The sequence below is a fragment of the Flavobacterium xanthum genome, assembly GCF_900142695.1.
Classification (GTDB): Bacteria; Bacteroidota; Bacteroidia; order Flavobacteriales; family Flavobacteriaceae; genus Flavobacterium; species Flavobacterium xanthum.
Genome location: NZ_FRBU01000027.1, coordinates 1 through 12,734 on the forward strand (window position 1 = coordinate 1; position 12,734 = coordinate 12,734).

At 32.5% G+C, this 12,734-nt stretch carries 17 protein-coding genes; 11 read left to right on the plus strand and 6 right to left on the minus strand.

Going from position 1 to position 12,734, the window contains the following annotated elements:
- Positions 1–118: 118 nt before the first annotated feature.
- Both BUC11_RS11645 and BUC11_RS11650 read left to right on the plus strand, forming a co-directional pair.
- Complete coding sequence (locus tag BUC11_RS11645) at positions 119–637, plus strand: glycosyltransferase family 9 protein (protein WP_073354246.1); 519 nt, start codon at positions 119–121, stop codon at positions 635–637.
- 63 nt (positions 638–700) lie between these two features.
- Positions 701–1,489 (plus strand): glycosyltransferase family 2 protein, encoded by a 789-nt coding sequence (locus tag BUC11_RS11650; RefSeq protein WP_073354247.1) that lies wholly within the window; start codon positions 701–703, stop codon positions 1,487–1,489.
- Here BUC11_RS11650 and BUC11_RS11655 read toward each other — a convergent pair.
- Positions 1,472–2,233 (minus strand): lipopolysaccharide kinase InaA family protein, encoded by a 762-nt coding sequence (locus BUC11_RS11655; protein WP_073354249.1) that lies wholly within the window; start codon positions 2,231–2,233, stop codon positions 1,472–1,474. The genes BUC11_RS11650 and BUC11_RS11655 overlap by 18 nt on opposite strands.
- Positions 2,234–2,454: 221 nt before the next feature.
- Here BUC11_RS11655 and BUC11_RS11660 point away from each other — a divergent pair, with 221 nt between their 5' ends.
- The 7 genes from BUC11_RS11660 to BUC11_RS11690 all read left to right on the plus strand — a co-directional run bounded on the left by BUC11_RS11660 (position 2,455) and on the right by BUC11_RS11690 (position 8,320).
- On the plus strand, positions 2,455–3,564 hold the full coding sequence (locus BUC11_RS11660; protein ID WP_073354250.1) for a glycosyltransferase family 4 protein: 1,110 nt from the start codon (positions 2,455–2,457) through the stop codon (positions 3,562–3,564).
- Positions 3,554–4,120 (plus strand): L-threonylcarbamoyladenylate synthase, encoded by a 567-nt coding sequence (locus tag BUC11_RS11665; protein WP_073354252.1) that lies wholly within the window; start codon positions 3,554–3,556, stop codon positions 4,118–4,120. Before BUC11_RS11660 ends, BUC11_RS11665 begins: the two co-directional genes overlap by 11 nt.
- Positions 4,121–4,158: 38 nt before the next feature.
- A complete protein-coding gene (locus tag BUC11_RS11670) occupies positions 4,159–4,542 on the plus strand; it encodes a GxxExxY protein (protein WP_073354253.1) in 384 nt (127 codons plus the stop codon).
- A 24-nt stretch (positions 4,543–4,566) separates the two neighbouring features.
- On the plus strand, positions 4,567–5,988 hold the full coding sequence (locus tag BUC11_RS11675) for a CCA tRNA nucleotidyltransferase (RefSeq protein WP_073354255.1): 1,422 nt from the start codon (positions 4,567–4,569) through the stop codon (positions 5,986–5,988).
- Positions 5,989–6,039: 51 nt separating this feature from the next.
- Positions 6,040–7,062 carry a COX15/CtaA family protein gene (locus tag BUC11_RS11680; protein ID WP_073354256.1) on the plus strand — a complete coding sequence of 341 codons (1,023 nt, stop codon included), beginning with the start codon at positions 6,040–6,042 and terminating at the stop codon, positions 7,060–7,062.
- A 63-nt stretch (positions 7,063–7,125) separates the two neighbouring features.
- Complete coding sequence (locus BUC11_RS11685) at positions 7,126–7,899, plus strand: CDP-alcohol phosphatidyltransferase family protein (RefSeq protein WP_073354258.1); 774 nt, start codon at positions 7,126–7,128, stop codon at positions 7,897–7,899.
- 238 nt (positions 7,900–8,137) lie between these two features.
- Positions 8,138–8,320, plus strand: a complete 183-nt coding sequence (locus BUC11_RS11690; RefSeq protein ID WP_066078207.1) for a CsbD family protein — start codon at positions 8,138–8,140, stop codon at positions 8,318–8,320.
- A 106-nt stretch (positions 8,321–8,426) separates the two neighbouring features.
- On the opposite strand, the gene BUC11_RS11695 is transcribed toward BUC11_RS11690, so the two are convergent.
- From BUC11_RS11695 to BUC11_RS11715, 5 genes are all read right to left on the minus strand, one after another.
- Complete coding sequence (locus BUC11_RS11695) at positions 8,427–9,194, minus strand: LytR/AlgR family response regulator transcription factor (RefSeq protein ID WP_073354259.1); 768 nt, start codon at positions 9,192–9,194, stop codon at positions 8,427–8,429.
- A 61-nt stretch (positions 9,195–9,255) separates the two neighbouring features.
- Positions 9,256–9,591 carry a 2TM domain-containing protein gene (locus tag BUC11_RS11700; protein ID WP_073354261.1) on the minus strand — a complete coding sequence of 112 codons (336 nt, stop codon included), beginning with the start codon at positions 9,589–9,591 and terminating at the stop codon, positions 9,256–9,258.
- 73 nt (positions 9,592–9,664) lie between these two features.
- Positions 9,665–9,964, minus strand: coding sequence for a 2TM domain-containing protein (locus BUC11_RS11705; RefSeq protein WP_073354262.1), 300 nt, complete (start codon positions 9,962–9,964; stop codon positions 9,665–9,667).
- Positions 9,965–9,983: 19 nt separating this feature from the next.
- Positions 9,984–11,318, minus strand: coding sequence for a histidine kinase (locus BUC11_RS11710; RefSeq protein ID WP_073354264.1), 1,335 nt, complete (start codon positions 11,316–11,318; stop codon positions 9,984–9,986).
- Between the two features lie 52 nt (positions 11,319–11,370).
- Complete coding sequence (locus tag BUC11_RS11715) at positions 11,371–11,991, minus strand: hypothetical protein (protein ID WP_073354265.1); 621 nt, start codon at positions 11,989–11,991, stop codon at positions 11,371–11,373.
- Between the two features lie 178 nt (positions 11,992–12,169).
- On the opposite strand from BUC11_RS11715, the gene BUC11_RS11720 reads away from it, so the two are divergent.
- Both BUC11_RS11720 and BUC11_RS17375 read left to right on the plus strand, forming a co-directional pair.
- A complete protein-coding gene (locus BUC11_RS11720; protein ID WP_066078186.1) occupies positions 12,170–12,412 on the plus strand; it encodes a hypothetical protein in 243 nt (80 codons plus the stop codon).
- Positions 12,405–12,701: a type II toxin-antitoxin system RelE/ParE family toxin gene (locus BUC11_RS17375; RefSeq protein ID WP_073354267.1), complete on the plus strand. Its 297-nt coding sequence runs from the start codon at positions 12,405–12,407 to the stop codon at positions 12,699–12,701. The genes BUC11_RS11720 and BUC11_RS17375 overlap by 8 nt, the downstream gene beginning before the upstream one ends.
- The last annotated feature ends 33 nt before the right edge of the window (positions 12,702–12,734 follow it).

The following is a 12,734-nucleotide window of genomic DNA, read 5'->3' on the forward strand; positions in this document are numbered from 1 at the left end:
GTTATTTCCGATTTTAGCCTAGAAAATAGAAATGAAAACTTAAAAAACTATCTTAAGTTTCTAAAAAAGTTGCATCGCGAATAGGTCGCAGCATATAAATAGGTCAAATAAAACAATCATGCTTAGCATAATTGGAAGTAGTTTGGATAAAACCTATCCGCTAGACTATATGTCAAAACTGATTGATTTTATAGCTGCAAAAGGTGATGTTAATTTGCTCTTTAATTATATGCCACAGCAAAATGAAGCAGCAAAAATAATTTACGATGGATGTACAGAAGCAACTAAATCTAAGATCTACCCAACAGCTTTAGGAAAAAACATACGTGAGTTTATTGCCATAATGGATTCCTGTTACCTAATAATTGGTAATGATGGTGGCGCTATAAATATGGCAAAAGCTTTAGAAAAACCTTCCTTTATTGTTTTTTCCCCCTGGATTGATAAAAAAGGATGGGCTACTTTTGAAGATGGTATTAATCATATTTCACTGCACCTTCAAGAATTTAAACCCAATCTATTTAGAGGAAAATCTGCTAAAATTATAAAAAAAGAAACGGCTGAATTTTACAGAGAGTTTACTCCAGAGTTAATTTATCCTAAATTAAGCACTTTTTTAAAAACACATTTAAAATAACGAGTAACTCTAAAATTTGAAGTTCCAGAGAATAATCTATTTTTGTAAAACAGACAAAAGGCAATGAATCATAATTCCAATACTGAAATTTCAGTTTTAATAATCACTCTAAACGAGGAGAACCAAATCAAGGCTCTATTAGCTGATTTGGATTTTGCTGCTGAAATTATTGTCGTGGATTCATTCAGCACAGATCAAACTGAAGCGATTTGTCGATCATTTAAAAAGGTGACTTTTATCCAACATAAGTTTGAAAATTATTCTTCACAAAGAAATTTTGCTATATCTCAAGCCAAAAACGATTGGATTTTATTTCTTGATGCAGATGAACGACTAACTCCTGCATTAAAAAAAGAAGTACTAACGACTGTGAAAAATAACGAAACAATTGCAGCATTTCTTTTCCAACGTACCTTTATGTTTCAAGAAAAAGTACTACATTTCAGCGGAAATCAAACGGATAAAATATTTAGACTTTTTAATAAAAACAATGCTGAATACAGTAAAGATAGACTCGTACACGAAAAATTAAAAGTACAGGGAAAGGTAGGTATTCTGAAAAACAAACTCGTTCATTATTCCTATTCCAGTTATGATGGGTATAAAGCAAAAACCATCCGCTACGGAAAACTTAAAGCACAGGAAAAGTTTATCAAAAATCAAAAGCCTTCCTTTTTATTGCGCTTTTTACATCCCACATATAATTTTATGTTCAATTATATTGCGCGATTAGGATTTCTTGATGGAAAGAAAGGATTGATTATCTGCTACCTAAATGCCAATTCCGTTTATATTCGATACCTAGAATTAGACCAACTTTGGAATAAAAATTCGCTATCGCCAAAACAATAATTTCTTTTTACGAGCAATCTTCTTGTGAAATTTGGTCTGAAAATCATTAGTATAAAAACACATTTTAGTAAAAACAATATCGTATTTTTTATGGTACAGTTTTGCATACGCATCACTCATCACCGCCAACATCTCTGTTTTTGGCGTAAGCCGATTAAAATTTTTCATACGCATCTCAAAGTCCATCGCGCCGTGAAAATTCATTCGGTTTAGATCCACCAAGAAAAATTCATATTGATTCCCAATCCCCTTTCTAATCAAAGTATTACCTGGAGAATGATCCAGAAATTCAATGCCTTTTTCATGTAAATCGAATGTAAATTTAGTAAACTGCCGCAAAATATTTTCATGATCGGGATACTCTGGATGCAGCACTAATTCTCTAAAAGTTAGATCGGACTGAAGATGCTCACTGATGTAAAAGCTTTGTTCAAGACCGGAGAATTTAAAATTTTCAGCGTAAGCGATTGGTTGTGGTGTTCCAATACCATTTTCAATCAATCGATTAGCATATTCGAATGAGCGTCTGGCCTTTGATTTTCTAAAATACTTATACGCCACCTGATTAATTAGATTTGGTATTTTAAAAGACTTGATATTAATCGTTATATCAGCTAAATCAAACAGTTTAATCTTATTTCTTTGACCATCTCCAAATAGCTTTCCTGCTGCATCAAAATTAGCGACACAAGTTCTAATTAGTTTCTCAGAAGATTGGTAAGAAGGATTAAAGATATATTTCATAAAAAGAAGAATTGAATGACAAAAGTAAGTATTGAATTCAACACTTAAAAAATTTAATGTAATTTTACCCAAAAATTTTTACTAATCCCGCTTTTTGGCATCGGTCTTTGAGTATACAATGGGTGTTTTGTTGCGTATTTATCAGCAAACGGAGTGGGAATTTAAGTGAAGAATCGATATACAAATAACTAAAAACCGCAGTTTTAAATAATAATAAAAGAATGACAATTTTACATATTTCAGCAGTTAAAAGTTGGGGCGGCGGTGAAAACCACATCGAAAATCTATGTTTCGAGTTGGCAGCATCAAATCCAGAAGTAAAAAATGTAGTGTTATGCGTAAAAGACGAACTTTTTCATCAGCGCCTTTCTAAAACCAATATTACAACAGAAACAGCTCCTTTAGCTATTAATCTAGATGTCCGTTTTGTATTAAAAATAATAAAACTAAGCAAAAAATATAAGGCTGATATTATCCATCTTCATGATCCATCAGCGATTGTTTTAGCGATTATTGCTGATAAATTTTCCAGTTTACCTCCTTTTGTTTTCAGCAAGAAGACATCGTTTCCTATCAAAAATAAAAAGGGGACACTCTATAAATATAATTATTCTAAAATTAAAAAATATTTATGCGTTTCAGAAGAGACTAAAAGAATCACGGCGGCATCAATAATTGATAAAGAAAAGTTAGTAACGATTTACCACGGGACCAATATTAGTACTAAAAATACGCAAACTCCTTTTTTGTTGAGAGAAAAATTTACTGTTGATCCATCTGTAAAAATAATTGGAATTATTGGCAATCATATCCGAGCGAAAAATTTCGAGACATTGATTGAAACCGTAAATATAATAGTGAATATTAGAAAGAGAACTAATTTTATTTTTATTCAAATAGGAAGTCATACAGATCGAACTGACGATTTAGTAGCAAGCGTAAAAAACTTGAATTTGGAAAAAAATATCTTGTTTTTAGGATACATGCCAAATGCTTCGAATTTCATCCCGCAATTTGATGCTCTATTATTGACCTCTCAAAGCGAGGGAATTCCACAAGTTATTTATGAGAGTTTTTATCATAAAATCCCCGTGATCAGTACTGATGTTGGCGGAATACCTGAAATTATAGAAGATGGAATAAATGGCTTATTAGCACCAAAGCAAAGCCCAGAGATACTGGCTAATCAATTAGAATATCTATTCAATAACGAGAATTTGATAGCTAATTTTGTTGCTATTTCGAAAGAAAATCTCATGAAGTATTATACTACTTCCATAATGGCACAAAAAACTTTAAAAGAATATAAAAGTATTGTAAATGGAAATTAACGACGAAGTATTCAAGGCGCACGAAATAATTAAAGAAGGCGGAATAATCCTTTATCCTACCGATACGGTTTGGGGAATTGGGTGTGATGCCACCAATCCGGAGGCTGTTGCCAAGATCTATAAACTCAAGAAAAGGGCAGAAAGTCAAAGTATGATTGTTTTGATGAATGGAGATAAAATGATGTACAATGTTTTCAAGGAAATTCCTGAAGTGGCTTGGCAAATCATAGAATTATCTGAAAATCCAACAACTCTAATTCTGGATAAACCACGAAATGTAGCCGCAAATTTAATTGCTCCAGACAACACACTGGGAATCCGAATCGTAAAAGAGCCTTTCTGCTTTAAACTACTGGAAAAGATGAAAAAGCCGTTAGTTTCTACTTCGGCAAATATTTCAGGGCAACCAACACCAAAAAGTTTTAAAGAAATTAGTCCCGAGATTATAAAAGGTGTAGACTATATTGTAAATTTGCACCGCGATAAAATTGCTGGAAAACCTTCTACAATTATAAAATTGACAAACGATTCACAGGTGAAAGTGATTCGAAAATAGTTTTTTTTTACCGCCAATTCGCTAATTTAATTTGAAAAATGGATGATTTAATTTACAAAGATGAATGTTATAAAATTGTTGGTCTTTTGTATGAAGTCCATAAAAATCTTGGTAAAGGTTTCTCTGAAATAGTTTATAAAGATGCATTAGAATTTGAATTTAACGAAAATAATATTCATTTTGAAAGGGAAAAAGAATATGTTGTAAAATATAAAAATTCAATTTTAAAACATAAATTTTATGCAGATTTTATTATACAGGACAAAATAATTCTCGAGATAAAAACTGTCGAATGTTTTAACAATAGTCATTACAATCAATGTCTAAATTATTTAAAAATTTCTGGAAACAGACTTGCAATATTGGTTAATTTTAACCTAAACTCTTTAGAATACAAACGTATCGTTGATACCAAAAAATAATTAGCGAATTTGCGGTAATAAAAAATGAACTACAAACAAGCCTTACATAATAAAATATTCGAAGTCATCTCTCAAGCTTCCCAAGAACTAAACATGAAAAGTTATGTCATTGGTGGCTTCGTACGTGACTTGATCTTAAACAGAGACTTTAAAAAAGACATCGATGTTGTTGCTGTAGGCAGCGGAATCGAATTAGCTTTAAAAGTGTCTCAACTACTTCCAAAAAAACCAAAAGTTCAAGTTTTCAAAACTTACGGAACAGCGATGTTGCGCTTTGAAGATACTGAAATTGAGTTTGTAGGTGCAAGAAAAGAATCATACCATTTTGAAAGTCGTAATCCAGTTGTGGAAAATGGAACGCTGGAAGACGATCAAAACCGACGCGATTTTTCGATAAATGCTTTGGCACTATCTTTAAACAAAGAAAATTTTGGAGAACTATCCGATCCATTTAATGGACTCGAAGATTTAAAAAACAAAATAATTAGAACACCTTTGGATCCAGATATTACTTTTTCTGATGATCCGTTGCGCATGTTAAGAGGCATTCGATTTGCGAATCAATTAGGTTTTGAAATTGAAGGAAATTCGTTGAACTCTATAATCAAAAACGCAGAACGAATCAAAATCATTTCCGGAGAACGCATCGTTGATGAACTGAATAAAATCCTTTCGACAGACAAGCCTTCCATAGGATTTTTGCTTTTGTTCAAAACAGGACTTTTAGATATTATCCTTCCTGAGTTGACTGCGCTGAATCAAGTGGAGGAAATTGAAGGTCATACCCATAAAAATAATTTCTATCACACGCTGGAAGTCGTTGATAATATTTGTCCAAATACGGATGATGTATGGTTGCGCTGGTCGGCCTTATTGCACGATATTGGAAAAGCGCCAACAAAACGTTTTAATAAAAAGCAAGGCTGGACTTTTCACGGACATGAGTTTCTGGGTGGTAAGATGGCAAAAAAGATATTTGAACGTTTGCACATGCCATTGAATCATAAAATGAAATTTGTGCAAAAAATGGTCATGATGAGTTCGCGGCCAATTGTATTATCGCAAGATACGGTTACAGATTCTGCAGTACGCCGCTTGGTATTTGATGCAGGTGAAGATGTCGAAAATTTAATGACGTTGTGCGAAGCCGATATTACAACCAAGAATCCAAATAAGTTCAAGAAATATCATAATAATTTTGAAATCGTCCGCAAGAAAATTGTGGAAGTAGAAGAACGTGATCAAGTACGTAATTTTCAACCGCCTATTTTAGGAGAAGAAATTATGGAGCTATTTAACTTGAAGCCATCTAAGGAAATAGGGATGCTTAAGGAAGCAATTAAAGAAGCGATTCTAGAAGGAGAAATACCAAATGAATATCAGGCAGCCTATCAATTTATGCTAAAAAAAGCAGCGAAAATTGGCCTAAAGATTAACGCTTGTTGAATTAACAATTCACAGGTTTTCAAATATCTTTGTGCAAATTAATTTCAAACAATGAAAAAAGAGAATAATTACGTTATCATTTGGTTGCTATCGGGTTGCCTATTATTGTTTATTATGGTTGTAGTAGGAGGTATTACAAGATTGACCAATTCTGGATTATCCATGACTGATTGGCATTTAGTAACCGACACCTTCCCTCCTTTGTCAGAAGCAAAATGGTCTCAAGCCTTTGAAGAATATAAAAAATTTCCAGAGTATAAAAAAATTAATATCCATAACGATTTTACACTTAGCGATTATAAATTCATCTATTTTTGGGAGTGGTTTCACCGTTTAATAGGACGTATTATTGGTCTAGCCTTTATTATTCCTTTTATCTACTTCCTACTAAAAAAACGTCTTTCACGCGAGACTATCAAAAAATGTGTTGTATTACTATTTATGGGCGGTTTTCAAGGATTCTTGGGATGGTTTATGGTACGAAGCGGTCTAATTGACAATCCGGATGTAAGCCATTTTAGATTGGCCTTACATTTAACTTTCGCCTTTATCACTTTTGCTTACACATTATGGGTTGCATTGGATTTAATTTTTCCCAACAAAACACAAATCATTGTTCCATTGCGCAATCTGGCGCGCGTAGCACTAGTTTTTCTTGTCATTCAAATTATTTACGGTGGCTTTGTTGCCGGCTTAAATGCCGGTTTAATACACAACCATTGGCCTTTAATGAGTGATGGACAATTGATTCACGACAGCGTGTTCATTGAGCAAAAAACATTGTTTTTGAATCTTGTTGAAGGAAAAAGCGGCGTTCAATTTGTGCATCGAACCATGGCTTATGTTGTAGTGGGACTTATTCTAGCTTTGTATTTTATTAGTAGGAAATACCTACTTACTATACTGCAGAAAAGCGCCATTAAAGTTTTAGTTGTTTTTGTATTTTTGCAATTTGCCTTAGGTGTTTTTACCTTGTTGTATGGGGTTCCGCTTTGGTTAGGTTTAGCGCATCAAATAATGGCTTTCTTTCTCTTGACAGCAATGACGTTCTCCTTGCATCGATTATCAAAATAAAATCATAATTTAGCACCATCATTACCTGACTATATTGTCACATTTCTTTGTTTATAAACATAAATGTCTAAACTTGCTCCTCAAGATAAATTTTTAGATTTATCAGATTATGGAAGAACATTCGGGAAATTTCTCGCCAATCAATTAAAAAGTACCCGCTTTACTCCCATTCATGTTACCTTGCTATTTGGTGTTTCAGGTTTGATTGCTATTTACTTTATTATCAATGAATCATTCTACTTGGCTAGTATTTTCATACTATTAAAATCAGGAATCGATGCTGCGGATGGAGAATTGGCACGCTTAAAAAACACGCCTTCCTACACAGGAAGATACTTAGACAGCGTGTTTGATATCATCCTTAATTTTCTGTTTTTCATGACCATTTGTTACGTTTCAAAAACGAGTATCTGGCTTACTATTTTAGCCTTTTTTGGCATACAATTGCAAGGAACTTTATACAATTATTACTATGTGATTTTAAGAAACAAATCAGTGGGTGGAGATGCAACTAGTAAAATTTTTGAATATAAATCTCCTCGAGCTTTACCTGGAGAAACTCAAAAATCTGTTGATATTTTATTCTTTGTTTACTCAATCGTTTACGGTGTGTTTGACAAAATAATTCACACATTAGACAAAGAGGCGTACAAAGTAAAAACCTTTCCTAACTGGTTTATGACCCTAGTCAGTATTTATGGATTGGGCTTTCAATTACTGATTATAGCCGTCATGCTGTCTCTCCATTTAATAGAATACATCATCCCGTTTTTTATAATCTATACCGCTTTAATTTTTGGAATAATTAGCATTAGGAAGGCCTGTTTTAAGGTTTAAAAACACTATAGAGATAATCTATATCAATCATCTAAAATACACGTTACCATATTTCTACATCAAATCACTTTAACATTTACTATAATACTGGATATAGCAGATCTAAGTAGTTTCAATTAGAGTAAGAAAACGTATTCCATAGGAATTATGAAATAGTTCAATAGAATTATATAACATTTTTAGCGTTTAAATTAGCGAAATTTGTAAAGAACAAATAGTAATTTAAAACTTAGATATTATGCCAAATTCAAAAGAGATTGAAGGAAACTGGAATGAGTTGAAAGGGAAACTGAAACAAAAATTTGCCGATTTGACGGATGATGATTTACTTTACGATGAAGGAAAAGAAGACGAAATGTGGGGTAAATTACAACAAAAATTAGGTAAGACAGAGAAGGAAATTAAATCATTATTTGATTAATTTTTACATCCTAAACGGACTTAAAACTGTTTCAATTGTTAGATTCAAAAATTTCCCTTTTAGGACATTTTAACTTTCAATTGAAACAGTTTTATATGTTATAAAACTAACCAATCCACGTCTTAAAATCGGATACTTTTTCTCTGCTCACAATCACTTCTTCCTCTTTATACGAAGGCAAAATAACTTTCAAACGAGAGTTGCTGTACACGACAATTTCTTTGATTGCTTTCAGCGGAATTATAAATTTTCTACTAATTCGAAAGAAATCTGCGGGATCTAATTCCTGCTCTAAAAGTTCCAAAGTACATTCGATTAAATAATTCCTGTTGTCAAAAGTATGCAAATAGGTTCCTTTATTTTCACTAAAAAAACATTCGATTTCTTCAATGGAAATCACTTTCAAATGTTGGCCTATTTTTACCGTAAACCGTTTTTTATAATTTTTCTCAAACGGATTGGTCAGCATCCTTTTGATTTGCTCAAAATCGATTCCGAGATTTTGAGATTGTAATTCTTGCTTTGGCAAAAGCGACTTGAACTTAGCAACTGCAATTTCAAGATCATCTTCGTCAATGGGTTTCAAAAGATAATCGATACTATTCAATTTGAAAGCACGAAGCGCGTATTCATCATAAGCTGTTGTAAAGATTACGGCGCTTTTAATTGCAACTTTTTCGAAAATTTCAAACGATAATCCATCCGATAACTGAATGTCTAAAAAAATCAGATCCGGGTGTTCATTTTTAGAAAACCATTCGAGTGCTTCTTCTACTGAATGCAGCATCACTCCTACTTGAATATTTAGTTTTTCCAGTTTTCTTTGCAGTAATCTTGCAGCTGGTTTTTCGTCTTCAATTATTATTGTGGTCATTTACGTAAAATCGTTAATTTGGTTATTTGTTTAACTGAATACTGCTACTGCATACTCCTTTTTACTCCCATTTTTCACTTTTTTCTTTCTCCATAAACTCTTTGATTTTTCTTTCTTCCCAGTTTTTTCCAAAAAAGATATTACCACCAAAAACGGACAATCCATGAAAGAATAGTCCTATTCCCCAAAAAAATGCAGTAAAGAAATTTTCTAGTTTAAAATAACTTTCGCCTGGTGAAAGATCCTTAACATTCAAAACAAAAATAAAAATGTTAACTAGAATGTAAATCATCAAATGGCTGTAAAACCCTTTTAACTTTTTTACTTTTTTTTGGGCTTCTGCATATCTGTCCTCGGATTGAAGGTTGTTATAATCCATTTCAACTTTATTTCGCATTGTACTTAATTTTAAATGATACTTTGTTAGACCTCAACAATTCATATTCTAATTTCCTGTTTGGCAAATCGTATTACTCCCAGTTTTTTTTATTTTCCTGATCCATTATTTGTTTGATCTTTTGCTCTTCCCAATCTTTACCCAAAAAAGGCATGTAATTAAACACTCTTAGTCCGTGTATAACCACTCCAATTCCCCAACCAAACAAAGGCCAATAAAACCAAAGATGATCTGGCGATGTAACGAGATTAATGACGAGTAATATGCTGTTAAAGACGATGTAGGAAACCAAGTTCCCATAAAACCCCTTTATTTCTTCAATTTGTTTTTTTGCTCTAAAATAGCGCTCGTCATTTTGATATGTATTTTCCATGATTTAATTTTTTAAGGGTTTAATTCCAATTTTTCTTGTTGTCTTCTTTTTGTAAAATTTCTTGAATCTTGCGCTCTTCCCAGTTTGAACTGTAACCGTACACTTTTAAAGCGTGCATTAATAAACCAAATCCCCATCCCACTGCTGAAAACCAAAACCACTGAAAATGAGGTGAAAACTTTAAATTGATAAATATTAAAAAAGGAATCACGCAACAATACGAAATCAGGTTTCCGTAAAATCCTTTGAGTTCTTCTACTCTTTTTTTTGCTTTATAGTAGGCGTTGTTTTCGCTATAATTATTTGTTGTATCCATGACGGTTATTTGTTTGGTTAAAATGGGTATTTTGACAGTAAATGTCTCTTCATTCTGGACAATCAAAACCTTTCGTTTAGTAATAATTCCGTATCTATTGATGATATTTTGCAACCCAACACCTTGACGCTCTTGCAACACTTCTTTCTTTTGATAATCGTTTTGGACTGCTAAGTAATCGCCTTCTACACAAATCCTGATGTGCAATGGTCTTTGTTCACTAACCACGTTGTGCTTCACTGTATTTTCCAATAAAAGCTGCAAAGAAAGCGGTACGACTTTGGCTTCAGCCGAAATTTCAGTTGTTGGCATTTCATAAAATAAACTATTTTCGAAACGCATTTTCAATAAATTCATATACGTTTTGGCGAAAGCCAATTCTTCGGCAACCGAAACTAATTCCTTGTCTTTTTGTTCCAAAACATAACGATAAATTTTAGACAACGATGTTGTAAAGCGCTGCGCATTTTCTGGATTTTCTTCGATCAAAGAACTCAGTACATTCAAACTATTGAAAAGGAAATGAGGATCAATTTGGTTTTTTAAACTTTCAAACTTGGCATTAGCTGTTCCAGCGATAATTTTCTGTTCTTTGACTTTGTTTTCGTTATACGCTTTATAAAATGAAATTGCATGTACTGATAAAGTGACGAAAAAAGTAATGATAATCGATGCTAAATAATTGGAAGGCTTTTCGTTTGCCAAAAATTTTTCAAAAGAGGTATTACCGTAAACTACTTCTTCAAAAACATGCAGTAAAAAAATCACTGCTAATGAGACAACAAAAGAACCTAAAAAACCCGCTACCAATCTTTTAATTGAAAATCGATCTACAAAAAAGCTGTCTAATTTCACAAAAAGCAATGCATTAGCTCCGTAAAGCGAAAATGTATACAATGTTGTAAATAAAAAATGAACCAATAGCCTTTTGTTAAAATGAACTTCACTGCCCATAATCACATTAATCACTTCAATTACAATAAATATAATTAGGGTTAGTTTTATTACTTTTTGAAGTTGTTTGTATAGTACATTCATTTTACTTTGCTATTTATTCCGATGTTACATTCAAGAAAAAGTTTCTTTTCTCTTATTTACAATTTTTCTGTGCTTCGATGGTTCTCTCTAAACCCCATTTTGGAGAAAAAACTGTTTCAGGTTTAAAAGTAGCAAAAAGTCCAATAGCTTTTTCAATTTGAGTACACATTGGCTTGGTATCGGTTCCCCAAAATTTAGCACTACCCATTTCAAATTCGGCTTTACTAAAAACTACTCTTGGGTTTTCTGGTGCTATTGCCTGTGCTTTTCCGTACAATTCCATTACGGTTCCTGATAATTTTTGTCCGTTGGTCATAGGATCAAAAGCAATCCAAGCGGTGTGAATCATGGCTTGCATTACCAACAATTCGGCATTATTTGGATTTTTATCCATTTCTATATCCAATGCGTTTTGTGCTTTCGAAAGCAATAAATTCATTTGATCTTTGTCTTTGGTTTTAAAAGCAGTAGTTGTATTTATTAATGCAACATAATAATTAGGCAACCAACTTGTTTTTTCGGCAGCTGCAATTCGTTCGAATAGATCTGAAGCTTCCGTATTTTTTCCTTCGCCCCATAACTGGAAGGCTTTTCCCATTCCTTGTTCGAATTGTCCTTGAGCGGATACTAAACTACAGATAAAAAATACGATTGTGGTGATAACTTTTGTCATGATTTCTTGGTTTTAAATGGTTGTTTTTTTTGATGATTGAAACGTTGTGTTATTTATACTTCAAAAGTATCTCGGTTTTCATTGGATTAAAATTTATAAATACTGAACTGTCAATTTTGATGGATGAGTTGTATTCTGATTAGAAATTAATTTGTAATTTTGATAAAAACACTTGAGGATGAGTACTGCTGAATTAAAATTAAAATTATTCCGTGAAATCGATAATCTGGAAAAAACCAAATTAGAGGAAGTGTACGGGCTATTATTAAATTTCATAAACGCTGAGAAAATTAGCAATGAATGGGACACAATGCCACAAGCGAAACAACAAGGACTACTAGATGCAATTGAGGAATTGAATTCAAATGATGGTCTTGCTCATCAATCAGTTTTGGATAAGTACAAAACAAGGTATGCATAAATCTATCAAGTGGTCATCATTTGCAGATAAAGATCTAGCTAAACTGTTAGAATATCTTGATTCAAAGTGGAATAAATCAGTTTGTTTAAAATTTATTAATCATTTAGATTCTTGTATCACTTTGATCCAACAAAACCCTAATCAATTCCCAGTTATTAATAAAGAACTACAAATAAGAAAGTGTGTGATCACCAAACAAAATTCACTTTATTATAGAGAAACTGATACTAGAATTGAGATTTTACGATTATACGATACACGTCAAAACCCTGAAAATTTATTATTTTAAAGTAATTTTCAAGCGTTAAAATAGGCGACTTAA

What these genes read in the sequence shown, in the direction of transcription:
- BUC11_RS11705 (WP_073354262.1), bottom strand. Translation starts at nt 9,964, where the DNA reads ATGGAAAATACATATCAAAATGACGAGCGCTATTTTAGAGCAAAAAAA.
- BUC11_RS11695 (WP_073354259.1), bottom strand. Translation starts at nt 9,194, where the DNA reads ATGACCACAATAATAATTGAAGACGAAAAACCAGCTGCAAGATTACTG.
- BUC11_RS17375 (WP_073354267.1), top strand. Translation starts at nt 12,405, where the DNA reads ATGCATAAATCTATCAAGTGGTCATCATTTGCAGATAAAGATCTAGCT.
- BUC11_RS11645 (WP_073354246.1), top strand. Translation starts at nt 119, where the DNA reads ATGCTTAGCATAATTGGAAGTAGTTTGGATAAAACCTATCCGCTAGAC.
- BUC11_RS11655 (WP_073354249.1), bottom strand. Translation starts at nt 2,233, where the DNA reads ATGAAATATATCTTTAATCCTTCTTACCAATCTTCTGAGAAACTAATT.
- BUC11_RS11675 (WP_073354255.1), top strand. Translation starts at nt 4,567, where the DNA reads ATGAACTACAAACAAGCCTTACATAATAAAATATTCGAAGTCATCTCT.
- BUC11_RS11700 (WP_073354261.1), bottom strand. Translation starts at nt 9,591, where the DNA reads ATGCGAAATAAAGTTGAAATGGATTATAACAACCTTCAATCCGAGGAC.
- BUC11_RS11685 (WP_073354258.1), top strand. Translation starts at nt 7,126, where the DNA reads ATGTCTAAACTTGCTCCTCAAGATAAATTTTTAGATTTATCAGATTAT.
- BUC11_RS11665 (WP_073354252.1), top strand. Translation starts at nt 3,554, where the DNA reads ATGGAAATTAACGACGAAGTATTCAAGGCGCACGAAATAATTAAAGAA.
- BUC11_RS11710 (WP_073354264.1), bottom strand. Translation starts at nt 11,318, where the DNA reads ATGAATGTACTATACAAACAACTTCAAAAAGTAATAAAACTAACCCTA.
- BUC11_RS11660 (WP_073354250.1), top strand. Translation starts at nt 2,455, where the DNA reads ATGACAATTTTACATATTTCAGCAGTTAAAAGTTGGGGCGGCGGTGAA.
- BUC11_RS11720 (WP_066078186.1), top strand. Translation starts at nt 12,170, where the DNA reads ATGAGTACTGCTGAATTAAAATTAAAATTATTCCGTGAAATCGATAAT.
- BUC11_RS11690 (WP_066078207.1), top strand. Translation starts at nt 8,138, where the DNA reads ATGCCAAATTCAAAAGAGATTGAAGGAAACTGGAATGAGTTGAAAGGG.
- BUC11_RS11650 (WP_073354247.1), top strand. Translation starts at nt 701, where the DNA reads ATGAATCATAATTCCAATACTGAAATTTCAGTTTTAATAATCACTCTA.
- BUC11_RS11670 (WP_073354253.1), top strand. Translation starts at nt 4,159, where the DNA reads ATGGATGATTTAATTTACAAAGATGAATGTTATAAAATTGTTGGTCTT.
- BUC11_RS11680 (WP_073354256.1), top strand. Translation starts at nt 6,040, where the DNA reads ATGAAAAAAGAGAATAATTACGTTATCATTTGGTTGCTATCGGGTTGC.
- BUC11_RS11715 (WP_073354265.1), bottom strand. Translation starts at nt 11,991, where the DNA reads ATGACAAAAGTTATCACCACAATCGTATTTTTTATCTGTAGTTTAGTA.